At 72.5% G+C, this 21,883-nt stretch carries 27 protein-coding genes and 1 tRNA gene; 14 read left to right on the top strand and 14 right to left on the bottom strand.

Features of this window, described 5'->3' with window-relative positions; genetic code table 11:
• The first annotated feature begins 35 nt into the window (after positions 1–35).
• Positions 36–108: transfer RNA gene (locus tag DEJ35_RS13375), tRNA-Val, on the top strand.
• Between the two features lie 16 nt (positions 109–124).
• Here the strand turns inward: DEJ35_RS13375 and DEJ35_RS13370 are convergent.
• On the bottom strand, positions 125–1,051 hold the full coding sequence (locus DEJ35_RS13370; RefSeq protein WP_111192929.1) for a helix-turn-helix transcriptional regulator: 927 nt from the start codon (positions 1,049–1,051) through the stop codon (positions 125–127).
• A gap of 106 nt (positions 1,052–1,157) precedes the next feature.
• On the opposite strand from DEJ35_RS13370, the gene DEJ35_RS13365 reads away from it, so the two are divergent.
• Positions 1,158–2,129 (top strand): SDR family NAD(P)-dependent oxidoreductase, encoded by a 972-nt coding sequence (locus tag DEJ35_RS13365; protein ID WP_111192928.1) that lies wholly within the window; start codon positions 1,158–1,160, stop codon positions 2,127–2,129.
• A 325-nt stretch (positions 2,130–2,454) separates the two neighbouring features.
• On the opposite strand, the gene DEJ35_RS13360 is transcribed toward DEJ35_RS13365, so the two are convergent.
• A complete protein-coding gene (locus DEJ35_RS13360) occupies positions 2,455–3,330 on the bottom strand; it encodes an oxidoreductase (RefSeq protein WP_111192927.1) in 876 nt (291 codons plus the stop codon).
• Positions 3,331–3,415: 85 nt separating this feature from the next.
• Between DEJ35_RS13360 and DEJ35_RS13355 the strand changes: the two genes are divergently transcribed.
• Positions 3,416–3,862: a helix-turn-helix domain-containing protein gene (locus DEJ35_RS13355; protein WP_258378484.1), complete on the top strand. Its 447-nt coding sequence runs from the start codon at positions 3,416–3,418 to the stop codon at positions 3,860–3,862.
• A gap of 112 nt (positions 3,863–3,974) precedes the next feature.
• A complete protein-coding gene (locus tag DEJ35_RS13350) occupies positions 3,975–4,628 on the top strand; it encodes a hypothetical protein (RefSeq protein WP_111192925.1) in 654 nt (217 codons plus the stop codon).
• Here the strand turns inward: DEJ35_RS13350 and DEJ35_RS13345 are convergent.
• Positions 4,603–4,956, bottom strand: coding sequence for a hypothetical protein (locus tag DEJ35_RS13345; RefSeq protein WP_146244802.1), 354 nt, complete (start codon positions 4,954–4,956; stop codon positions 4,603–4,605). The two genes, DEJ35_RS13350 and DEJ35_RS13345, sit on opposite strands and share 26 nt — an antisense overlap.
• A gap of 160 nt (positions 4,957–5,116) precedes the next feature.
• Here DEJ35_RS13345 and DEJ35_RS13340 point away from each other — a divergent pair, with 160 nt between their 5' ends.
• Together DEJ35_RS13340 and DEJ35_RS13335 are read left to right on the top strand one after the other, a co-directional pair.
• Entirely contained in the window at positions 5,117–5,488 is a 372-nt protein-coding gene (locus DEJ35_RS13340) for a tRNA-dihydrouridine synthase (protein WP_152377983.1), read from the top strand.
• The gene (locus DEJ35_RS13335; RefSeq protein ID WP_111091388.1) at positions 5,488–6,792 is read left to right on the top strand and encodes a glutathionylspermidine synthase family protein; all 1,305 of its coding nucleotides are present in this window, start codon (positions 5,488–5,490) and stop codon (positions 6,790–6,792) included. Before DEJ35_RS13340 ends, DEJ35_RS13335 begins: the two co-directional genes overlap by 1 nt.
• 6 nt (positions 6,793–6,798) lie before the next feature.
• On the opposite strand, the gene DEJ35_RS13330 is transcribed toward DEJ35_RS13335, so the two are convergent.
• From DEJ35_RS13330 to DEJ35_RS13310, 5 genes are all read right to left on the bottom strand, one after another.
• On the bottom strand, positions 6,799–6,945 hold the full coding sequence (locus DEJ35_RS13330) for a rifampin ADP-ribosyl transferase (protein ID WP_258378483.1): 147 nt from the start codon (positions 6,943–6,945) through the stop codon (positions 6,799–6,801).
• Positions 6,946–6,965: 20 nt separating this feature from the next.
• Positions 6,966–7,358, bottom strand: a complete 393-nt coding sequence (locus tag DEJ35_RS13325) for a hypothetical protein (RefSeq protein ID WP_111192923.1) — start codon at positions 7,356–7,358, stop codon at positions 6,966–6,968.
• The gene (locus DEJ35_RS13320) at positions 7,355–7,927 is read right to left on the bottom strand and encodes a TetR/AcrR family transcriptional regulator (protein WP_111192922.1); all 573 of its coding nucleotides are present in this window, start codon (positions 7,925–7,927) and stop codon (positions 7,355–7,357) included. Before DEJ35_RS13320 ends, DEJ35_RS13325 begins: the two co-directional genes overlap by 4 nt.
• Positions 7,920–8,768, bottom strand: coding sequence for an alpha/beta fold hydrolase (locus tag DEJ35_RS13315; RefSeq protein ID WP_111192921.1), 849 nt, complete (start codon positions 8,766–8,768; stop codon positions 7,920–7,922). The genes DEJ35_RS13320 and DEJ35_RS13315 overlap by 8 nt, the downstream gene beginning before the upstream one ends.
• A gap of 138 nt (positions 8,769–8,906) precedes the next feature.
• Positions 8,907–9,197, bottom strand: coding sequence for a cyclophilin-like fold protein (locus tag DEJ35_RS13310; protein ID WP_111192920.1), 291 nt, complete (start codon positions 9,195–9,197; stop codon positions 8,907–8,909).
• A gap of 360 nt (positions 9,198–9,557) precedes the next feature.
• On the opposite strand from DEJ35_RS13310, the gene DEJ35_RS13305 reads away from it, so the two are divergent.
• Entirely contained in the window at positions 9,558–10,757 is a 1,200-nt protein-coding gene (locus DEJ35_RS13305; protein WP_258378482.1) for an MFS transporter, read from the top strand.
• Between the two features lie 47 nt (positions 10,758–10,804).
• Positions 10,805–11,383 (top strand): GrpB family protein, encoded by a 579-nt coding sequence (locus tag DEJ35_RS13300; protein WP_111192918.1) that lies wholly within the window; start codon positions 10,805–10,807, stop codon positions 11,381–11,383.
• Positions 11,384–11,402: 19 nt separating this feature from the next.
• Here the strand turns inward: DEJ35_RS13300 and DEJ35_RS13295 are convergent, their stop codons facing one another.
• Together DEJ35_RS13295 and chrA are read right to left on the bottom strand one after the other, a co-directional pair.
• Entirely contained in the window at positions 11,403–11,798 is a 396-nt protein-coding gene (locus DEJ35_RS13295; protein WP_111192917.1) for an arsenate reductase ArsC, read from the bottom strand.
• A 14-nt stretch (positions 11,799–11,812) separates the two neighbouring features.
• On the bottom strand, positions 11,813–13,018 hold the full coding sequence (gene chrA / locus DEJ35_RS13290; RefSeq protein WP_111192916.1) for a chromate efflux transporter: 1,206 nt from the start codon (positions 13,016–13,018) through the stop codon (positions 11,813–11,815).
• A 45-nt stretch (positions 13,019–13,063) separates the two neighbouring features.
• On the opposite strand from chrA, the gene DEJ35_RS13285 reads away from it, so the two are divergent.
• Together DEJ35_RS13285 and DEJ35_RS13280 are read left to right on the top strand one after the other, a co-directional pair.
• Entirely contained in the window at positions 13,064–13,732 is a 669-nt protein-coding gene (locus DEJ35_RS13285) for a MarR family transcriptional regulator (protein ID WP_111192915.1), read from the top strand.
• 229 nt (positions 13,733–13,961) lie between these two features.
• The gene (locus tag DEJ35_RS13280; protein ID WP_181435583.1) at positions 13,962–15,749 is read left to right on the top strand and encodes a collagen-binding domain-containing protein; all 1,788 of its coding nucleotides are present in this window, start codon (positions 13,962–13,964) and stop codon (positions 15,747–15,749) included.
• Positions 15,750–16,122: 373 nt separating this feature from the next.
• Here DEJ35_RS13280 and DEJ35_RS13275 read toward each other — a convergent pair whose 3' ends face one another.
• Complete coding sequence (locus tag DEJ35_RS13275) at positions 16,123–16,620, bottom strand: hypothetical protein (protein ID WP_110862165.1); 498 nt, start codon at positions 16,618–16,620, stop codon at positions 16,123–16,125.
• 137 nt (positions 16,621–16,757) lie between these two features.
• On the bottom strand, positions 16,758–17,591 hold the full coding sequence (locus DEJ35_RS13270; protein ID WP_111192913.1) for an SDR family oxidoreductase: 834 nt from the start codon (positions 17,589–17,591) through the stop codon (positions 16,758–16,760).
• Between the two features lie 189 nt (positions 17,592–17,780).
• On the opposite strand from DEJ35_RS13270, the gene DEJ35_RS13265 reads away from it, so the two are divergent.
• Positions 17,781–18,095 carry a hypothetical protein gene (locus tag DEJ35_RS13265; protein ID WP_110862170.1) on the top strand — a complete coding sequence of 105 codons (315 nt, stop codon included), beginning with the start codon at positions 17,781–17,783 and terminating at the stop codon, positions 18,093–18,095.
• 35 nt (positions 18,096–18,130) lie between these two features.
• Here the strand turns inward: DEJ35_RS13265 and DEJ35_RS13260 are convergent, their stop codons facing one another.
• Positions 18,131–18,460, bottom strand: coding sequence for a hypothetical protein (locus tag DEJ35_RS13260; protein ID WP_110862172.1), 330 nt, complete (start codon positions 18,458–18,460; stop codon positions 18,131–18,133).
• A 105-nt stretch (positions 18,461–18,565) separates the two neighbouring features.
• Between DEJ35_RS13260 and DEJ35_RS13255 the strand changes: the two genes are divergently transcribed.
• The 3 genes from DEJ35_RS13255 (at position 18,566) to DEJ35_RS13245 (ending at position 20,933) form a co-directional block, all read left to right on the top strand.
• Positions 18,566–19,522, top strand: a complete 957-nt coding sequence (locus DEJ35_RS13255; protein ID WP_110862174.1) for an AraC family transcriptional regulator — start codon at positions 18,566–18,568, stop codon at positions 19,520–19,522.
• A gap of 119 nt (positions 19,523–19,641) precedes the next feature.
• Positions 19,642–20,274, top strand: coding sequence for a DapH/DapD/GlmU-related protein (locus DEJ35_RS13250; RefSeq protein ID WP_111192912.1), 633 nt, complete (start codon positions 19,642–19,644; stop codon positions 20,272–20,274).
• Positions 20,275–20,516: 242 nt separating this feature from the next.
• On the top strand, positions 20,517–20,933 hold the full coding sequence (locus DEJ35_RS13245; protein WP_111192911.1) for a VOC family protein: 417 nt from the start codon (positions 20,517–20,519) through the stop codon (positions 20,931–20,933).
• Here DEJ35_RS13245 and DEJ35_RS13240 read toward each other — a convergent pair.
• On the bottom strand, positions 20,914–21,861 hold the full coding sequence (locus DEJ35_RS13240; RefSeq protein ID WP_111192910.1) for an isoprenylcysteine carboxylmethyltransferase family protein: 948 nt from the start codon (positions 21,859–21,861) through the stop codon (positions 20,914–20,916). The two genes, DEJ35_RS13245 and DEJ35_RS13240, sit on opposite strands and share 20 nt — an antisense overlap.
• Positions 21,862–21,883: the final 22 nt, after the last annotated feature.

The following is a 21,883-nucleotide window of genomic DNA, read 5'->3' as shown; positions in this document are numbered from 1 at the left end:
TCATCGGCTGCCGTGACGCTCTAGGATCGTCGTGAGGGCCTTTAGCTCAGCTGGTAGAGCGCCACGTTTACACCGTGGATGTCGTCGGTTCGATCCCGGCAGGGCCCACCGAGAAGACCCGGGTTCAGCGCGTGGCCGGTCCGCCACCGGGACCGGCCGACGATCCGTCAGTCGCTGAGGGGGCGCGGCCAGTCGGCTTCGAGGTCGCCGCCGGCTCGTTGATCCTCGATGTGCTTGCCGTGCCGGTGGACAGCAGGATCAGCGCGCGCGCCGTTGCCGAGCCGGCCTCGCAGCCGTAGACGACGAGCTGCAGGCCGGGTGACCCCTGGACGGCGAAGGTGTGGGCGTCGAACTCCAGCCGCCCGACCTCCCCGTGCTCGAACCGCTTCGCGGTGGTCGTCTTGCGCTGTACCCGTTGCGTGCTCCACCGTTCGGCGAAATCCGGGCTGGCGTCGTTCACTTCCGCGACGAGACGAAGGAGGCGCGGGTCGCTCCCGAACTCCGCGCTCGCCGCCCGCAGGCTCGCGACGGTTGCGTCGGCGGCGCGGGCCCAGTCGGCGTGGAAGTGCCGCGCCGTCGGGTCGAGGAAGGTCATCCGCACGAGGTTGTCGAAGCGTTCGAAGGTCGCGTACACCGCACGAGCCAGGGCGTTCGCGGCGAGGACCTCGTGCGCGGGGTCGATCACGAACGCGGGGTGTGTCGACCACGAGTCGAGCAGCTGCCCGAGAGCCGGCGTCACCGACGTCGCCGCGCGGGGGACTCGTGGCGAAGCAACCAGCCCTGCCAACGAGAACAGGTGGTCGCGCTCGTCGCCCTCGAGTTCGAGCCCGTCGGCGATGCCCTCGAGCACGGCGGCGCCGGGACTCACCTCCCGCCCTTGCTCGAGGCGCGTGTAGTAGTCGACGCTGAGGCCGCCCAGCACGGCGAGTTCCTCGCGGCGGAGCCCGGGCACGCGGCGGACACCTCCGCCTGGCAGTCCGAGCGACTCCGGGGCGAGTCGGCCGCGGACCGCGCGCAGGTACGCGGCGAGGGTGAGGTCGTCGGCGGGCATGGGCACGGGACCAGGGTAGGTGGCAGGAGCTCCGCCTCCCTGGTCCTGCCGCACCCCGGCAGGACAGGGCGATGGTCGGGGGCTGCACGGCGTCGAGGGTGGGAGCATGGACACCAGCAGCGCACCCCAACCCGTTCACCCCTACCTCGGCCTCTGGGTCACCGCCGATGGCCGCATCCGCCACGAGCTGCGGCCCGACGGCCGCTACGTGGAGGCCCGAGGTGACCGTGAGGCGGCCTACGTGGGCACCTACGAGGTCGACGGAGACCACATCGACTACCGAGACGACACCGGCTTCACCGCGGACGGCGACTTCAGGGACGACGTCCTGCACCACGCGGGCATGGTGCTGCACCGACGGAAGGTCGTCCTCGTGACGGGCGCCTCGAGCGGCATCGGGCGCGCGACGGCGATCCGCCTCGCCGCGGCCGGCCACCCCGTCGTGCTCGGGGCCCGGCGCACCGACCGGCTCGACGAGCTCGTCACCGAGATCGAGGGGGTGGGCGGTACGGCGATGGCAGTGCCGCTCGACGTCACCGCCCTCGCCTCGGTGCAGGAGTTCGCGGCTGCTGCCCGGGCACGCTTCGGGCGGATCGACGTGCTCGTCGCGAACGCCGGCGTGATGCCGTTGTCGCCCCTTGCCGCAGGCCTCGTCGACGAGTGGGACAGGATGATCGACGTCAACGTCCGCGGCCTCCTCCACAGCATCGCGGCGACACTGCCCACCATGCTCGCGCAGGGCACCGGCCACGTCGTGACGATCGCGTCCGTCGGCGCCTACGACGTCTCGCCCACGGCTGCCGTCTACTGCGGGACGAAGTTCGCAGCACGGGCGATCACCGAGGGGCTTCGCCAGGAGTCACCGCGTGGAATCCGTGTCACCACCGTGTCGCCCGGAGTCACCGAGTCCGAGCTCGCCGCAACGATCACCGACGCCTCCGCCGCCGCCGCGATGGCCGTCTACCGTGCCGAGTCGATCTCCGCCGACGCGATCGCCCGGGCCGTCTCCTACGCGGTGGCCGAGCGGTCGGACGTCGACGTGAACGAGATCGTCGTGCGGCCTGCGGCCCAGCGTTGAGTTGCTCCCCAGTGTCGCCGCGAGCCGCCGGGAGTGGCCCGACGCGTTGCCGTCACCCCGGGAGGGCCATGTCTCGATCGGCGATCGTCATCGAACGCGAGATGCACTGCGTGTCCGGTAGGTCAGAGTGATCGCGGCGAGAGCGAGGACGACCGCTGCGGCTGCGGCAAGCCGGCCCACCTGCCGAGCGGCCAGCGCCAACTCGTCCTGCCGTTTCGTCAGGACCACATCGGCGCCCTCGGGGGTGGGGTGGGCCAGAAGAACACCGGCGCAACCTGGCCGACCCGGCGCCGGACGCCGCGCGAGCGAACGCCCGGCACGCGGATCACCCCGAGATCTGGTCGAGTTCCCGCACGTCGTCCTCCGACAGCGTGATCGCCGCACCGGCGATGTTCTCGCGCAGGTGCGCCACCGAGGACGTGCCCGGGATGAGCAGCACGTTCGGGGAGCGCTGCAGCAGCCAGGCGAGCGCGACGGACATCGACGTCGCTCCGAGCCGGGCGGCGACGCGTGCGAGTGCCTCGGACTGCAGCGGCGCGAAGCCGCCGAGGGGGAAGAACGGGATGTAGGCGATGCCGTCGGACGCGAGCCGGTCGATGAGTTCGTCGTCCTGGCGGTTCGCCAGGTTGTAGCCGTTCTGCACCGACACGATCGGGGCGATCGTCCGTGCTTCCGCGACCTGGTCGGCAGTCGCGTTGCTCATCCCGAGGTGCCGGACCACCCCCTGCTGCTGCAGGTCGACCAGCGTCTCGAAGGCCTCGGCGATCCGTTCCTCCACGGGTCCCTGCGCGTCACCTGCTCGCAGGTGCACGAGGTCGAGCACGTCGACTCCGAGGGTCTCGAGGTTGTCGTCGATCTGCGCCCGGATCTCGTCCGGCTTCCGGGCGGCCGGCCAGCCGCCCTGCGCGTCCCGTCGCCCGCCCGCCTTGGTCGCGATGAGCAGGTCGGACCGGTAGGGGTGCAAGGCCTCGCGGATCAGGTCGTTCACGACCCGTGGGCCGTACGTCTCGGAGGTGTCGACGTGGGTGATGCCGCTTGCGACTGCTTCGCGGAGGGTCGCGATCGCGCCGTCGTGGTCCTTCGGCGGGCCGACGACCCAGGGGCCGGCGAGTTGCATCGCGCCGTACCCGAACCGGCTGACGACGCGATCGCCGAGTGTCCAGGTGCCGCCGGGGAGTCCCGCGGTGGTGGTGTTGGTCATGGGGTGCCCTTCACGGTCTTGTGGATCTGCGGTACGTGATCCACTCTGGGCAAGCTGCTTCCTGATGGGAAGGAGTTACCCAGAAGTGCGTAGCTACCCGGAGGACGCCATGGCGACGATGACCGCAGCGGAGAAGAAGGCCACGGCGAAAGCGGAGTACAACGCGTTCCTCGCGGCGTGCCCCAGTCAGCAGCTCCTCGGCAGGGTCTCCGGAAAGTGGGTCACCCTGGTGCTGTCCGCACTCGGGAGCGGTCCCGACTGCGACGGCGACCCGCGCCCGATGCGGTACTCCGAACTCGCGCGGGTGCTCGCCGGGGTGAGCCCGAAGATGCTGACGCAGACGCTCCGGTCCCTCGAGCGCGACGGCCTCGTCGCACGGACCGCGATCGCGACGGTCCCCGTGTCCGTGACCTACGAGCTCACCGCACTCGGACTGTCGCTGCACGAGACCGTCCGCCAGCTCAAGCGCTGGTCGGAGGCCCACCGTGACGACGTCGCCGCGCACCAGGAACGGTTCGACGCCGACGAATGACCCGTCGTCACGTGGTGGCCGCAGTCCTGTGCACCCACCGCTCCTGACCCGTAGGCTTCCAGGCGGACCGACCGGTGCACGGGGCGCACGGTGGGATCCGAGGGGGAACCACATGTCCATCACATCCAGGATCACCACCGCGGGGACGGCGACCGTGATCGTCGTGCTCGCACTCTCCGGCTGCGCCGGAACCGGCACCACGGCACCGGGGACGGAGCGGGCCGCAACGCAGTCGCCGGCGCCGACACAGGCACCGACGGAGACGCCGACCGCGCCAGCCACCGCCGACTCCGCCACGAAGGACCTCACGTTCGAGGACGGCGACGCGCTCTCGGCGAGCATGCTGCCCGCGTTCGGGCTCCAGGTCTCGGCGCTCGACGGCTGGGAGCAGACCGGCGAGGACCCGACCACCGGGTCGCGGGAGTACACGAACGCAGAGGGCTCCGTGGCGACGATCACGCAGCAGCGGCTCACCGACCTCGACCCGACGATCGGGGACCGTGCAGCCACCGAGCAGCTGTTCACGGCCGCGGGGCTGCCGGCCGACCGGCTCGAGGAGCAGCTCCTGCCGACGATCACCGGCGGGACCGCGCAGTTCCTGTCGATCGCCGGGCACAACACGGACGGGTCCTGGTCGGCGACCGTGGCGCGGGCGTTCGCCAAGCCCGGCGCAGCACTCATCGTGAAGGTCCGGACGACCTCACAGGATGCGCTCCGTCCCGACCTGCACGACATCCTGGTCAACGCGCAGGTGGTCGTCGCCTGACGGAGCAGGAGACGGAAGACGACACGGACCGGAGGCCCGGTGCCAGCTGGCACCGGGCCTCCAGTCCCTGTCGTGCCGACCCCGGGACGGTGGCCGGCCTGTCGAGTTCGTCGAGCCGGGCGAGCGGCAGCGTCGATCCGATGTGCTCGCGGGGGTCGCCACGGACGATGACCGCAGCGGGAGCCGCAGCGGATCCCGGTTCGGTCCCCGCGGCGGGTCGCCACACCACGTCGTCCAGGAGCTCGACCTCGTCGTCGATGCGGAACCAGCCGCCTTCGAAGCCGTCGACAGCGGCGTCGGGATCGGCGCGGCGCGTGGTCGTGGTCACGTCGGTCATCCCGGCAGCAACCGGGCGCGCATCGGCACCGCCGCTTCGGGGGCCGGTGCTGCACGTCGTGCGCTGGACGGTGCTGATCGGCGTGTCCCTGGCGCGTGGAGATCGCGCCGACGCGGACACCGGTTCGTCGGGAGCGGTACTGTTCCCCTTCGTGAGTGTTCGTCGCCGTGCTTCCCGTGTCGTCTCCATCGGGGTGGTCGCAGCCCTGGCAGCGTCGTTGACCGGGTGCGGCGAGGGAGCCGGCGTCGACAGCGACTACGCGAAGATCTGCCGCGACAACGCGACCGAGAAGCGGTTGCCGGACGACGACTGCAACAACCACGGCGGACACGCCGGCTGGTACTTCCTGCCGCTCTTCGCCAACCGTGCCACCAGGGTCCCCGGCGTGGGGGATGCGGTCTCCGGCGGCACGAGCGCCCTGCCCGCCGGGAAGACCGCGAAGGCCGGCGTCTCGTCCCGTGGGAGCTCCGTCACCAAGGGTGGCTTCGGCGGAGCCGGCGGACACGGTGGGTTCGGCGGCTGATGGAGCGCATCGAGTTCCCCGAGCGTCCGGACTGGCGGCGCCGGATCCAGCAGACGGGGCTGATCTACTCGCGGTCCGTCCGTGACGACGGCACGCCCGTCGAGTACTGGAACGAGACCGCCGCGTACGTCTTCACGCTGCCGGAGGTCGAGGCGCTCGAGCGGCAGACCGAGGAACTGCACCGGATGTGCCTCGAAGCCGCGCGGTACCTCGCCACCGGCGCCCTCGGCACGCTGGGCCTGACACGAGCCGGGTTCGACCTCGCCGCCTGGTCGCTCGAGCACGAGGAGCCCGACCTGTACGCGCGGTTCGACCTGGCCTACGCCGGAGACGGTTCACCCGCCAAGATGCTCGAGTACAACGGGGACACCCCGACCGGGTTGATCGAGGCATCGGTCACGCAGTGGCACTGGATGCAGGACCGGCTCGCGACCGGCGAACTGTCCGCCGGTACCGACCAGTGGAACGGCATCCACGAGGCGATGGTGGCGCGCTGGCGGACACTGCTGCACGAGTCCCTGCGCGCCGAGGACGGCGGCCGACTGTTCGTGGCGCACTCCGACCTCGACACGGCGGGCGAGGACTGGGACACGGTGGCCTACATGCGCGACCTGGCGGGGGAGGCCGGGTGGGAGCACACCGGCATCGAGATGAAGGACATCGGCTGGCACGCGACGGCCCGTCAGTTCGTCGGCGACCAGGAGCCGGCCGGTTCGTCTCGGAGCGTGTTCACGCTGCCGGGGGACGAGCCGGGGACCCAGTACCCGGTGATCCGCAACCTCTTCAAGCTGTACCCGTGGGAGGACCTCGTCTCCGGGGACGACCGGGCGCAGGGCGACCAGGAGTTCGGCGCCTTCCTGGTCAGCGACCGCGGGCGGCTCGGCCGCTGGTACGAGCCGGCGTGGAAGATGTTCCTGTCGAACAAGCTGCTGCTCGTCGCGCTCTGGCGCTTGTTCCCCGGCCACCCGAACCTGCTGCCGGCCTTCGCGGACGGTCCGAACGGCATGCGCGACTTCGTCGTGAAGCCCGTGTTCGGGCGCGAGGGCGACGGCATCGCGGTGCACCGGGCCGACGGTTCCGTCACGACGAACGGTCGCGAGTACCGGCGCGCCGGCACCGGGGCCGAACGGGTGTGGCAGCAGTACCACGAGCTCCCGGACTTCCCGGGGTCGAACGGGCACAACCACCCGGTGCTCGGCTCGTGGGTCGTCGGCGGCGAGTCCTTCGGTGTCGGCATCCGTGAGTCCGACGGGCCGATCACGGACTACTGGTGCCGGTTCGCCCCGAACGTCATCGCGGTCTGACGCCGGTCAGTCGACGATCTCGCCGCGTTCCTCGGGCGGGAGCGCGACGGGCCGTTCCCGCCACCGGCGCAACGCCTCCGGGGTGAGCCGCGTCCACTCGGTCTCCTCGCCGACCACACGGAGCGGGAGGGCGCTTCGGCCTGCTGCTGCCAAGACGACAGCCGACGAACGGCTCAGCGCCCGCGGCCGACCAGAGCCCGCCACCGCGGCTGTTCCGAGACGACGACGGCGATGCAGAAGACCGTGACGGCGATCGCGACCGCTGTCGGCCACACGGCCCAGGCCGCGACGACGGCCCCCACCAGGTGCGCGAGGACCGACCCGATCGTCACCGCTCCGGGTGCCGCGACGGGCGGGTCGCCGCCGGGGCGATCGCCCGGGGTGCCGAAGACCGCGGGCGGCACGACGAGGACCAGGACGGCGGCGATCGCGAGCACCGGCGAGTGGGGCCAGAGCGTCCACGGCACGGCCACCCACGCGACGAGCTCCGCCAGGAACCGCAGGCCGCCACGGAGCGGGTCGTGACCGACGGGCCTCGACGGGTGCGCCGCCGTGGTCACGGTCACCGTGTCGTCGCGGCACGGAACCCGCGATCCAGGAAGTCGACCATCCACGTGGCACTCGCGTCGACGTCCGTGTCCATCTGGAACCCGCCCGACGCCTCGATCGTGGCGAACCCGTGCAGGACGCTGCGGAGCACCCGGAGCGCGTGGACCTCGTCGGCCGGGTCGAGCGGGTAGTCGCGGAGCGCCGCGGCGAAGGACGCCAGGGTGCGGCCGAGTGCGACCGCCAGGGGGTCCTCGGCGCCGGTCGGCCGGATGCTGACGGCCGCCTGGTACCGCGCCGGGTGCTCCTGGACGCTCCGGCGCACGGTCTGCACCGCCGCCTCGAGGGCACTGCGACCGCTGCGCCCCTGCATGGCGTCGCGGAGTGCGTCGCCGAGCTCGTTCGCGCCGAGGATCGCGATCCTGCGGGTGAGGTCGCCGAGTCCGTCGACGTGCTTGTACAGCGACGGCGCCTTCACCCCGAGGCGGTCGGCGACGACGCTCATGCTCAGCTGGGCCAGGCCGATCTCGTCGGCCAGCGTCGCCGCGGCCTCGGTGACGGTCGCCGGGTCGAGCCCCGCCCTAGGCAACGGGACCTGCGACGGGCAGCGTGCGGGCGAGGAACGGCAGCAGCAGGGTGAGGACCGCAGTCGGGGTCTCGGTGTGGGGGTAGTGACCGGCACCGTCGATCACGGCGAGTTCCCCGAGGCCGTCCGGCAGGTCGGCGAGGATCCGCTCGCCCTCGGCGCGGGGCACGGCCCAGTCCGGATCGGCACTGCCCTCGACGACCAGCACGGGGCACCGGACGGCGCCCAGCTGCTCGCCGGCGTCGGCGGGTGAGGTGCGGGTCATGGCACGGAGGACCGCCATCCGCTCCGGTCGCCGCAGGGTCGTCTCGATGCGGCTGCGCTCCGTCGCCCAGTCGGCGGGCTTGGTGGGGACCGCGATGTCGAGGTACGCGAGCCAGCCGGGCAGGCTGCCGTTCGTCATGACCCGCGCGAGCTGGACGGTGCCGGCGCGGTGTCGGCGGTTGCGCAGGAGTCCGCCCAGGTCGACGGACTGCTTGCGCGTGAACGGCGCCAGTTCGACGATGCCCGCCACCAGGTCCGGGGCGGTCGCCGCGGCGATCGTCGCCGCACCTCCGCTGATGGACTGCCCGACGACCACGGCCGGGCCACCGAGGTGACGGGCGACCGCGACGAGGTCGCGTGCGATGTCGGCGCGCTCGTAGCCGGCCCACCCGGTGCTCGAGTCGCCGCACCCACGGAGGTCGACGTTCGCCACCCGGTAACCGGCCGCGACGAGCTCCGGCACGACGAAGCGGTAGGAGTGGCGGCTGTCGCCCATGCCGTGGGCGAGGACCACGAGCGGCCCTGATCCGGAGAGGTCGTAGGCGATCGTGCCGCCCTCGGTGTCCAGGTGTTCGAGCATGACGTGGCTCCTTCGGCTACGGGTAGTAACTCAAAGGCTAATGCTCGTAGCCAAAAAGTCAAGACCACCTCGTCGGCGGGAACGTGCCGGTCCTGATCACGGTGTTCCTGTTCAGGAGGGCAGGCGGACGGACGTGAATCAGTCGCGGACTCGTATGGTCGCGGCGCCGGACGGCAGGTCGCGCACCGCTTGGACGTCGTCGACGGCGCCGATCGGCACGATCCCCGGGAAGCTGCCGACGTCCGTGTAGTACAGGACGATCGACTGGTCCGGCACGTAGTAGGCGATGGTGCCCACCGGCGCATCGCTCGTGCTCGGGGCGCCGGTGGTGTCGAGCGGCGCGGGGAGCCGAGCGATCTGCTCCTGCCCGCCGTGGTCGGAGAACGTCAGCGTCGCCGGCAGCTGGGCGGCCAGCGCGCGCCGTCGCACTCTCGGTCAACCGGCCGGTGAGGGTCTCGCCGTCGAGTTCGATGGTGATGCGCACGGGGTCGGCCTCCGTCGGGGTGGTGATCGTGGGAGCTGTCGTTGCCGACGCAGGCGCAGACGCAGGCGTCTCCGCGTGCTCGACGCCGCTGCACCCGGCGAGCGCCCCCACCACCAGCGCGAGCGGGCTCAGCGCGACCAGCGGCCCCAGGGGGGTCCGGCGTCTGGTGCGGATGTGCATCGGGGCTCCCTTCGTTCGTGGACACCACCATGGAAGCTCCACCACCACCCACGCAGTGAGGCTCCGGCGAAACGGGGTCCTGCAGAACCTCCCTGTCCGCCGGACGATGCCCCTACCGTCGGTCCGTGACCACGACGACCTCCGACCTCCCCACGACCGACCGGGCGACCGACGGCCGACTGCCCTGGCTACCGCTGTCCCTGCTCGCCGCGATCGGGTTCCTCCTCGTCGCCATGGAGACGATGCCGGCCGGGCTGTTGCCCGCGATCGCCGACGGGATGGGCACGAGCGAGGGCACGGTCGGCCTGTTCGTCAGCGCGTACGCGATGGGCACGGTCATCGCCACGGTCCCGGCGATCGCCCTGACCCGCGGGTTCCGTCGCAAGCCGCTCATCGTGGCCGCCATCGCCGTGCTGCTCGTCGCGAACACCCTGACCGCGTTCGCGCCGGACGTCGCGGTCGCGCTGGTCACCCGGTTCGTCGCCGGCGCGATGTCGGGGACGATCTGGGGCATGTTCGCCACCTACGCCCGGCGGATCAGCCCGGCCCGCTCCGCCGGGGTGTCGCTCGCGATCGTCTCGACGGGCGCGCCGGTGGGGTTCGCGCTGGGCACCCCGCTCGGGTCCTTCATCGGCAACGCCCTGGGCTGGCGGTCGTCGTTCATCGGGCTGAGCCTGGTCGGCGTGGTGATCCTGGCGCTGATCGCGCTGTTCGTGCCGGATGCCCGGGGGCAGACGAGCGCCGCGAAGCTGTCCGTCGTGAAGGTGTTCCGGATCCGCGGCATCGCGGTCATCCTCGCCGTGATCGCGACGTGGATGGTGGCGCACAACACGATCTACACGTACATCTCGCCGTACCTGGGGGCGACCGGCACCGACCTGAGCGCCGGGCTGGTGCTGCTGGTCTACGGGATCGCCGCGATCCTCGGCGTCGTCGTCACCGGCGCCCTGCTCGACCGGCACCCCCGACCCCTGCTGCACGGCAGCGTCGGCCTGTTCGTCCTGGCCGGCGTGGTGCTGCTCGTGGGGCACACGTCGCCGGTCGCGGTCCTGGTGGCCGCGGGCCTGTGGGGCATCGGCTTCGGCGGTTCGTCGACGCAGCTGCAGGCCGCCCTGACGACCGCCGGCGGCGAGGACGCCGACGTCGCGAGCGCGTTCCTGCCGGTCGCGTTCAACATCGCGATCTTCGCGGCCGGCCTGTTCGGTGCCGCCCTGCTGACGGCCTTCGACGGGCTGGTGCTCGCCGTCGTGATGATCGTGTTCGGGGCGGTCGCGGCGATCCTCACCGTCATCGGTCGCGGATCGGCGTTCCCCGCGAAGCTCTGACGCGCTCGACGAACGTGGCCGCGACCGCCGGCTGCGATCATGTCCGGGTGCAGCACCACGACGAGGACCACACCCGCCCGGACGTCACGACCGTCGAGGTCATCGGCGGCCCGGAACCGGTCACCGTGACCCTGCACCCCGCCGACAGCGGGTGGGCTGCGGTCTTCGCGGACCACCGGCGACGCATCCTGGAGGCCCTCCCCGGCTCCGGCGCGGACGCCCCGGTCGTCGAGCACATCGGATCCACGGCCGTCCCCGGCCTGGCCGCGAAACCGATCGTCGACATCGTGGTCGCCGTCGCGGACGTCACCGCCGAGGCCACGTACCTCGACCAGCTCCTCGCGACCGGGTACGAGCTCCGTGTCCGCGAGGCGGGCCACCGCCTGGTCCGGACGCCGGCCCGTGACGTCCACGTGCACATCTACGAGCGGGGCGCGACGGCGGTCGACGAGTACCTGCTCCTCCGTGACCACCTGCGCGCCGACGCCTGTGACCGGGCGCTGTACGAGCGCACCAAGCGGGAGCTGCTTGGCCGGAGTTGGGACGACATGAACGCCTACGCCGACGCGAAGACGGCCGTCATCACCGCGATCAAGGAGCGGGCGCGTCGGAACCGCGCGTCCTGAGACGCGGGGTCGCCGCCGGTCAGGAGATCACCAGCCCAGCGAGCAGGTCCTGCACCCGCGCGCGCACGTCGTCGCGGATCGGCCGGACGGCGTCGAGGTCGAGCCCCGCGGGGTCGGTCAGCTCCCAGTCCTCGTAGCGCTTGCCCGGGAACACCGGACAGGCGTCCCCGCACCCCATCGTGATGACGACGTCGGCGGCCCGGACGGCATCGGTGCTGAGCCGGGCCGGCTGCTCGTTCCGGATGTCGATGCCCTCCTCGAGCATCGCCGCGACGACCACGGGGTTGAGCTGCTCGGCCGGTTCGGAGCCGGCGCTCCGGACGTCGACGCGGCCGTCGGCCAGGTGCTGCAGGAAGCCGGCGGCCATCTGGGAACGGCCGGCGTTGTGGACGCAGACGAACAGGACGGTGGGCATGCGAGGTGCTCCGATCAGAGGACGACGGCGCCGAGCATGCCGGCTCCGATGACGACCGCCCACGGGGGAGCGGACCAGCGGGTGAGGGCGATGAAGGCGGCCACGGCGAGCGCCAGTGCGGGTGCCGAGCGGACCCCCTCGGTGATGACCGGGTCCCAGAGCGCCGCGGCGAGGAGCCCGACGACCCCCGCGTTCACGCCGGCCAGCACCCGCCGGGCCCACGGCAGAGCGCGGAGCACGTGCCAGAACGGCAGTGCGCCGACCACCAGGAGCGCCGCCGGCAGGAAGATCGCGACGAGTGCCACCGCGGCGCCGACGAGCCCGCTCGGGCTGCCGTCGGCGACGGCGCCGAGGTACGCGGCGAAGGTGAACAGCGGCCCGGGCACGGCCTGTGCGGCGCCGTACCCGGCCAGGAAGTCCGCATGGCCCACCAGGTGGGTTGCCACGGTCTGCGACTCGAGCAGCGGCAGGACGACGTGGCCGCCGCCGAAGACGAGCGAACCCGCCTGTGCGAAGACCCCGAACAGGCGCACGGCCCCGGTGCCGCTCGCGGCGACGGGTGCCGCGACGAGCAGGGCGGCGAACGCGACGAGCGCCGACACCGCGACCCAGCGGGGGAGCCGCACGGCGACCTCGCTGACGGCGACGTCCTCGGCCGGGCCCACCACCCGGCCCAGCCACAGCACGCCGACCACGCCGCACGCCGCCATGACCGCGACCTGCGCCGCCGGGCCGGGGACGAGCAGCACCACGATCGCGGCGGCGGCCGCGATGGTCGCCCGACGGCGGTCCGGTGTGAGTGAGCGCGCCATGCCGAGCACCGCCTGCGCCACCACCGCGGCGGCTGCGGCCTGCAGCCCGAGCAGCCACCCTGCGCCGGCCAGGTCGGGCGTGCCGGACACGAGCAGGGCGAACGCGACGAGCAGCACCGCGGACGGCAGGGTGAACCCGCACCACGCGGCGAGGAGTCCGAGCAGCCCGGCGCGCTGCAGCCCGAGTGCCATCCCGACCTGGCTCGACGCGGGTCCGGGCAGGAACTGGCACAGCGCGACGAGGTCGGCGTAGGCGTCGTCCCGCAGCCAGCGGCGACGCACCACGAAGGCCTCGCGGAAGTACCCGAGGTGCGCGACCGGCCCGCCGAACGAGGTCAGCCCGAGCCGCAGGAACACCAGGAACACCGATGCCGCGGACGACCGCAGGGGCTCGGGGCTCGTCGTCACCCGCTCATCTTGACGACGGCAGATGGTTCAGTCAACATTGAACCGATGAACACCCGGCGGCAGGACCTCGAGCGGCGTGCGGCGCAGCATGCCGCCCTCGGCGACGTCGCCCGCCTGGCGATCGTCGACCTGCTCGCCGCGTCCGACGCCAGCCCGAGCGAGGTGCGGGCCGCCCTCGGGTTCTCCGGGCCGCTCCTGGCGCACCACCTGCGCGTCCTCGAGCAGGCCGGTCTGGTCACGCGACGCCGCTCCGACGGCGACGGGCGACGCAGCTACCTGCACCTCGAGCCGAGCGGCGTCCCGCACGGTTCGGCAGCGGTGCCGGGCCCGGTGTCCCGCGTGCTGTTCGTCTGCACCGGCAACTCCGCGCGCTCCCCGCTGGCCGCGGGCGTCTGGGCGCAGGTCAGCGAGATCGGCTCGCTGTCGGGCGGGACGCGTCCCGCGGCCGCCATCGCACCCGGGGCGGCCGCCGTCGGCGAACGCCACGGCCTGGACCTCGGCCGCCACGTCCCGCGTGCCTTCCGCGACCTCGTCGCCGACGGCGACCTGGTCGTCACGGTCTGCGACCGCGCGCACGAGTCGATCGACGCCGGCGACAGCCTGCACTGGTCGCTGCCGAACCCCTCGCGCGTCGGCACGGCGGACGCGTACGAGGCCACCTACGCGGACCTGAAGTCCCGCGCCACCGCGCTCGCTGCGCGCCTCGCCGCCTGACGCGGCCCACGAACGGAACGCCCCGATGAGATCCCCCCTCCTCATCGGGGCGTTCTCCTTGCTCCGCCGACTGCGGACGGGAGGCACGGGGCGGGCCTGCACCGAGCCTCCCGTCCGGTCCGTGGTGTGTGCACGGCGGCGCGCGCGTTCCTGGGAGCGCCGGAGGCGAGGCCGGTTTACCTTGTCGGCCAACGGGGCAGGCAGGGGCCCCGAGGGCGAAGGCGGCCGCATGGCCTGGATCAGGGACACCGTGACGGCGCGAGAGCGCCACCGGGCCACGGTGCTCGGTGTCGCCGCACTGCTCGTTCCGGCAGCCCTGGTGATGCCGGCGGCCCTGCTCGTGTCCGAGTCGGCCGCGGCGGCCGACGTCCCGCCCGTCAACCCCGTCACCGTGCCGGTGGACGGGCACCCGGCGAACCAGGGGTTCCTGGTCTTCGTCGAGGGCGACGTCGAACTCGCAGCGGACGAGGCCGAGGGCACGCTCGCCGCCGGCGGTGACCTGGCCTTCGAGACCAGCTACAACATCGGTGCGGGCAACCCGCCCGCGAACGCCCTGACCCTGCCGGGGGAGAGCCGTCCCACGTTCCTGTACGTCGACGGTGGCATCCGGTTCCCGTCGGAGCAGTCGGCCGTCCTCCGCGTGCTGAACGGCGGGTACGCCCACGTCGGCGACACGGCGACCTACGACGCCTTCGACACCGACCAGAACGGCGCGACGATCGACTACCGGCTCGCTCCGGAGGGCACCACCGCCGAGACGTTCCCCCGCATCGAGGGGACCACCCGGCAGCCCGCGAGCTCCGTCCCGACGATGGCCGACCCGTCGGTGCTGGACTTCGCGTCGTCCTTCGCCCGCTACCGCTCCCTGTCCGCCGACCTCGGGACGTGCCCGGTGACGACCGTGCTCCACGACGCCGCAGGCGCGCCCCTGGCGACGCCGATCGCGCCGGGGACGGCCGCGTACGCCGACGTCCAGCCCGGCGTCACGAACGTGCTGACGGTGGCGGCCGAGGACCTCGACGCCCTCGACCTGCTGACCTTCGACGGTCTGCCCGGCCCCGGATCGCCGCTCGTCGTGAACGTCACCGGGACGACCTTCGACGGTTCCGTCCCGAACCTCGCGAACCTGACGAACGCGCACGCGCCGTTCGTGCTCTGGAACTTCCCGGACGCGACCACCGTGCACGTCACCGGTGCCGACGTCCTCGAGGGCACGATCTACGCTCCCCGGGCCGACCTGCGGTGGGACGTGACGCAGAACGTCGAGGGCAACGTCGTCGCGGCGTCGTTCACGCACGGGGTCCCGACCGCCGCCGGTCCGGTGCCTCGCGAGATCCACGGGTTCCCGTTCTCGACGACGGTGTCCTGCCTGTCGACCGACGCCGTCGAGGGGGACCTCACCCTGGTCAAGCAGGTCGTCGGCGGCGACGCGGACCCGGGCGACTGGACCCTGACCGCGACCGGACCGACCACGGTCTCCGGCACGTCGGGCAGCGATGCGGTGACTGGTCGACCGGTGCCGCCGGGGGACTACACGCTGACGGAGTCGGGCGGCCCCGACGGCTACGAGGCGGGGGACTGGACCTGCACCGGCGCGCCGGTGACCGACGGGGTCGTCACGGTCGCGGACGGCGATGACGTGGTCTGCGCCATCGTGAACACGGCGGTGCCGGACGACGGGGGCGGAGGCGACGGCGGTGGTCCTGGCACCGGCGACCCCGGTGACGGCGAGCCCGGTGGCGGTGGCGGTGGCGGCTCCGGCGGCCCGACCCCCGGACCGGGAGGGATCGGCACGGGCGACCAGGGCGACGACGGAGGACCCGGCACGGACGGTGGCGTCGACACGGCGCCGAACGCCGGTGTCGAGCCCGGTGGCGGGACGGGCGCCCTGGCCGCCACGGGAGCCGATCCGCTGCGCGTCGCGGTGCTCGCCGTCGCGATGCTCACCGTCGGCGGGACGCTCGCGGTCGTGCGTCGGCGTGGACGGCGGGTCGGTGCGCCGGACCCTGGTCGATGAGCGCGGCGACGGATCGGGACCGGGTCGGTCCTGTCCGGTTCCGGCGGATCCTGTGCACGTCTGAGTCGTGGTCGTCGTACAGTCTCCGGAAGCTACCCCGCCGGACCCTACCGGCGGGTGCCCGACCCCCCGTTACCGGGCTGGCCTCGTCATGACCACCGCGTCGAACCCGACGGCGTCGTAGCGCGAGGACGTCTGCTCCTGACCCGAACTCGTGGCAGACGTCCTCGCACCTTCGACCGCGTCGTCCGCTCCGGTCAGCGGTGCCCGACACCGGGAGCCGCAGGCACCGACGGCGGCGACGACCACCACGTGGACGTGGAAGTGGCCGACCAGCCCGAGGGCTGATCGGCCACGCTACGTCGTCCGACGACTAGCGGTCGGACGCCTCGACGACGCAGCTCTCGACCTGCTCGGCGGCCTTCGAGTCGTCGGCGAACGGCGTCGGCGCGTCCGAGGTGGTGGTCGTCTCGTCGGCGACGGCCTGCTTGGCGATGTCGTTCACGGCGTACAGCGGGCCGTCGAAGTCGTCGGCCGTGGGGTCGGCGGTGGTCGCCCAGATGGTGACCTCGTCGTCGTTCGAGTCGTTGCTGTCCGCGGGGACGATCGCGGCACCGAGGTACCAGCCGCCGTCACCCTTCTGGATGTTCGCGAACTCGGTGGTGTCGTGCGACCCGACCGCCTTGTCGATCATGTCGACGGCGGCACTGGCGGCCACGTCGCACTGGGCCGACTGGGACTTCTCCTCGGAGCCGGGGACCTTGCCGACGGGGTTGATGTTCTGCGCTCCGCCGGGGTCGCAGGCGGTGAGCAGCAGGGCTACGGTGGCGGCGCCGAACAGCGCCGTGACGGTCTTCGCTCGCGTGGACATGGCCCTGAACGTAGGCCGCCCGCGGTGGGCGGCGATTCAGCCAGGAGCGTCCCCCGACGACGGACGGGAGGCCCGGCGCACGTCGTGCCCCGGGCCTCCCGCCCGTCACCTGGTCCCGTTGCCGGACCGGCGTCCCGTCACAGGATCGGGGTGCCGCCGGTGACGGCGACCCGCGCGCCGGAGACGTAGCTGCCGTCGTCACTGGCGAGCAGCACGTAGACGGGTGCGAGCTCGGCCGGTTGGCCGGGACGGCCGAGCGGCGACTGCTTGCCGAACTGCTCGACCTCCTCCGGCGGCATGGTCGACGGGATCAGCGGCGTCCAGATCGGCCCGGGGGCGACGCTGTTCACGCGGATCCCGCGGTCCCCGAGCAGCTGCGCGAGCGCTGCCGACAGGTTCGCGACGCCGGCCTTCGTGACGTCGTAGGGGGCGAGGTTCGGCTTCGGGTTGTCGGAGTTCACCGAGCTGGACCCGATGATCGACGACCCCGGGCCCAGGTGCGGCAGTGCAGCCTTGACGAGGCGGAAGTAGGCGCTGAGGTTCGTCGCGAGGGTGTGGTCCCACTCCTCGTCGCTGATCTCCTCGATCGTCTCGTGGGTCATCTGGTAGGCGGCGTTGTTCACGAGGACGTCGAGCCCGCCGAGCTCCGAGACCGCCTGGTCGATGACCGATCGGCAGTACGCGGGATCGCTCACGTCGCCCGGGAACAGCACGGCCTTCCGACCGGCTTCCTCGATCCAGCGCTTCGTGTCCTGCGCGTCGTCCTCTTCTTGCGGCAGGTAGCTGATCAGGACGTCCGCACCCTCGCGGGCGAACGCGATCGCGACGGCCTTCCCGATCCCGCTGTCCCCGCCGGTGATGACGGCACGCTTGCCGGTGAGCTTGCCGGAGCCGCGGTACGACTCCTCGCCGTGGTCGGCCTTCGGCGTGAGTTCCTGGTCGCTCCCCGGGGGCTGCTGCTGCTCGGTCATGTCTCTCCCTGTGGTCGGTTTCCCTGGACGTCCCCGATCGTCTGCGACCCCCACTGGGCACCGGCTCAGGCTCCGGGCGTACCCCATCCGGAAAGCGAAGATGTGTGCCGCGCGCGACGGCGGCCTACCGTGGCACCGGATCAGGGAACCGTCACCGCGACGGATGCTCCTCTTCACCAGGGAGCAAGTGTGAAGTACGTGAACTACGCGGGCACCGTCCGTGTCCTGACGAGCGACACGATCGCGGAAGCGGTGATCCGGTACGCGGCCGCACTGCACCAGAGCCGGCTGAGCGACGTCGTGTCGATCCCGACCGCGGACGACTTCGGGGTGGCGAGCACCGTCGAGGTGCTGCTGGCCCCGGCGATCCCGGTCGCCGTGGAGCCCGCGCCGGACGACGTCCTCGAACCCGAGGGCGAGGCCTTCCTGCTCGAACTCGGTCGGCGCACCGAGGCCGTGCTCGCCGTCGACACCAACGCGTCGCCGCCGGACTTCGGGCGCTGAGCCGGCGCTGCGCAGGCGCTCCGCAGGGTTGCTCCCTACGCCACCGGCCCCTCGGTCAGGTCCGACCGGGTGTCCGCGTGGATCACCTCGTCGTGGTCGAACGTCAGCGCGGCGGCGCGCAGCCGCGCCACGAACACGGTGTCCTCACCCTCGAGTTCGTCCTCCTCGGCGTCCTCGACGACGAGCTGGCTCGACGGACCGATCAGCACCTTGGTGGTCGTCATGGTGCCGTCGGCGGCCACGGCAGGGATCGCCACGGTGTCCGCCCGGCTCCCCCCGGCCAGGGCAGCGGCGTACTCGATCACGGCGTCGGCCACGTCGTCGCTCGTCAGGATCGTCGAGCGGTCGTACTGGATGTACTTCATGTTCGACCTCCTGCAGCACAGCCAACAGCGCGCCGGCTGGTCGCCGTACAGGAACGCGGCGCGTCGCGCGTTGCGCAGACGCCGAGTTGTCGGGAGGATCGTCACGTGCCCGAGACGATGCACCGCATGCAGCGGGAGATCCAGACCGCCGAGCCGTCGGTCGCGGCCGAGGCGATGGCTCGGACGCACATCACCCACGGACTGTCGGTCGAACCGACGGACGCCGAGTTCGTGTTCGAGGAGCGCGTGCGCGGGACCGCACTGCTGTCGCTCGAGTCGACCCGCTGCACCGGGGTCCTGAGCGGCGCGATCGAGCCGGGCAGCGCGGTGATGATCTTCTGGATGAAGTCCGGGGTCGCCCAGCTCGACGAGAACCCCGTGAAGATCGGCCGCCCGACGCTCTTCCGCCAGGGCCCCCAGCGCTTCCGCTGGATCGCCTGCAACAAGGACGTCCTGCGCATCGACCGCTCGATCGTCGAGCAGGTCGCGGCCGAGCGCGGCGACTGGGCCCCCGGTCCCATCGAGTTCCGTCCGCGGCACGTCCCCGAGGGCGCGCCGCTCGCTGCCTGGTGGCTCATGGTGCGGTCCGTCGCACAAGAGGTGCTGGCCGGACCGGACGCCGTCCCGATCGAACGCGAGCGGGAACTCGCGCGCTTCGCCGCCGGTGGTCTGCTCACCGCGATCCCGCACTGGCCCGTCGGGCAGTACGAGCCGGCGATGGCCGCCACCGCCCGCTTCGCCCGTGCCGAGACCTTCCTGCTCGAGCACGCCACCGAGCCGATCACCGTCGACGACGTCGCCGAGGCCGCCGGCCTGAGCGTGCGCGGCGTGCAGGCGGCGTTCCAGCGGCACCACGGCATCACCCCGACCATGTACCTGCGCCGCATCCGGCTGCTGCTCGCCCGCGAACAGCTCGAGTCGGGCGACGGGCGGAGCATCGCCGAGATCGCCCGGGCCACCGGGTTCGCCCACCTCGGCCGGTTCGCGGGGAGCTACCGCGAGGAGTTCGGCGAGCTGCCCCGGCACACGGCGTCCACCGCGCGCGACGGCGCCCGCCCGTAGACGAGCAGCCGCGCGGCCCCGCAAGAATCCCGCAACCGCCCGCCGTCCGGCCGATCGCCGACGAGCGTCGCCCTACGTTTGCGCTGCACGGACACGCAGCCACGACGACTGGAGACCCCATGGCCGGCTCAGCAGCACCGCCCGTCCCGACCCCGGCGCCCGTCCCGTCGGAGCCCGTCCCGACCGCGTCCCATGCCTCGACGTTCGGCCGCCGGCTCATCGAGGACGCCTCCTACGCCCGTGAGCACCTCGTCTTCACCGCACTGCTCGGATCGGCGCTGCTGCCCCGGATCGTCCGTCGGCTGCTGCTCCGTGCCGCCGGTGCACGCGCCGAGTCCGGTGTGGGCACCGGGTTCTCGCTGACGGGCGACCCGAAGCACCTCACGATCGGCCGGGGCGTCTTCTGCAACCGGAACGTGACCGTCGAGGCCGTCGCCCCCGTGACGATCGGTGCGAACACCGCGATCGGGATGCAGGTGCTCATCATGACGAGCCACCACGAGATCGACGCCGAGGGCCGGTGGAGCGACGTCGCGACCGGCCGTCCGGTGGTCGTCGAGGAGCACGTCTGGATCGGCGGCCGCGCCACGATCCTGCCCGGCGCCCACATCGAGCACGACGTCGTGGTCGCCGCCGGCGCCGTGGTCGTCGGCCGCCTGGCGGCGCACGGCGTCTACGCCGGCGTCCCCGCCAAGCGGATCCGCGAGCTCGCCCCGTCCGCGCGACCGGCGGTGGTGGACCCCGCCGCGTGACGGACTGGAGGCCCGTGGCGGCGCCGCCACGCGCCTCCCGTCCGGCGCTGGTGCTGCTTCGGACACGCCGGCGTGTTGCTGCGACGCCGTGCCGTCGTCGAGACGCCGCCGAATGTGGAGGCGTCTCGACGACCTGGCGGCGCCGAAGGAAGACGACGGCGTCTCCTTCCGCGGCGACGCGCGCTCTGCCACGATGATCACGACGCGGGCGACGGCGCCCGCGCAGGACGAGGGAGACCGTCATGACCGTTCGCCTCAACCCCTACCTCGGGTTCCGGAGCGGCGCCCGCGAAGCGCTCGAGTTCTACCACTCGGTCTTCGGCGGCACGCTCACCATCGGCACGTTCGGTGAAGCCGGCATGAGCCAGGACCCCGCCGACGCCGACAAGGTGATGCACGGCCAGCTCGACGGCGACCAGGGCCTGCTCCTGATGGCCTCGGACGCGCCGTCCGGCATGCCCACGCCGGCCGAGAGCAGCATCTCGCTGTCCCTCAGCGGTGACAACCACGAACTGCTGACACGCTGGTGGAACGGCCTCGCCCAGGGCGCCACGATCGTCGAGCCACTCACCGCGGCGCCCTGGGGTGACACGTTCGGGATGCTGACCGACCGCCACGGGGTGTCGTGGCTCGTCAACATCAGCGGCGCGACGAGCTGAGCGGCACCGAACCCACGCGCGCCGGCACCGGCCACCGCGGCACCCAGCACCGGACCTGCTCCGCGTAGCGGCGGAAGTCGTCGCCGAACCGTTCCTGAAGGTCGGATTCCTCGAGCGGGCGGACGATGCAGTTCCAGACCACGGAACCGGCGACCGCGTAGACGACGACCAGCCACGACGACAGCATCAGGCCGACGGCGACCCCCTGGGTGATGCCGGCCAGGGCCATCGGGTTCCGCACCGACCGGTACGGCCCGGCGACCACCAGGCGGTTCGCGGTGGCCGAGGGCAGCGGCGTGCCCTCGCCCTTCGTCGACATCGCCGCTGCCGACGCGATGCCGAGCGCACTCGCCAGCAGGAGCACGACCACACCGACGACGGTGAGGGCGGTGACGGAGGGTGTCGGCAGGCGAAGGTGCAGGCCCCAGCGGTGCTCGGCGAACGCGATCACCAGGGGGAACACCCCGAGGAACAGGCCCCAGAAGACGACGATCTGCAGCACGGTCGCGGTGACGTGCCGGGAACGCGGGGCCGCGGCGTCAGCGGTGCGGATCCGCAGCGGACCGCTCGTCACCCACTCCGTCGGGACCCGTCCGAGCAGGACGAGGGCGAGGGCGAGGGTCGATCCGATCGTGGCGGCCAGCATGACCAGCACGCCCCAGCCGGCCTCGCCGATCGCGGTGGCCCAGACGCTCAGGGCAACGAGCACCAGCGCGGTCCACGCCGTCGTGACCACCGCGGCGGTCCGGACTCCCGCGGCGGCGAGGGCCGAGGCGACGACGAACAGCGGGACGTCGAACACGGCGACCAGCACCGGATCGAGCGAGCCGAGCGTCGCCGTGCGGATCCACGGCAGCGTCGCGACGGCGATCCACCAGGCCGCTCCGCCGACGGCTTGCAGCGCGTAGTACCGCCGGCCCCAGAACATGGGTGCACGGTAGCAGTGCGCG

The sequence above is a fragment of the Curtobacterium sp. MCPF17_051 genome (assembly GCF_003234595.1).
GTDB lineage: Bacteria > Actinomycetota > Actinomycetes > Actinomycetales > Microbacteriaceae > Curtobacterium > Curtobacterium flaccumfaciens.
This window is presented reverse-complemented; position numbering and strand designations above follow the sequence as displayed.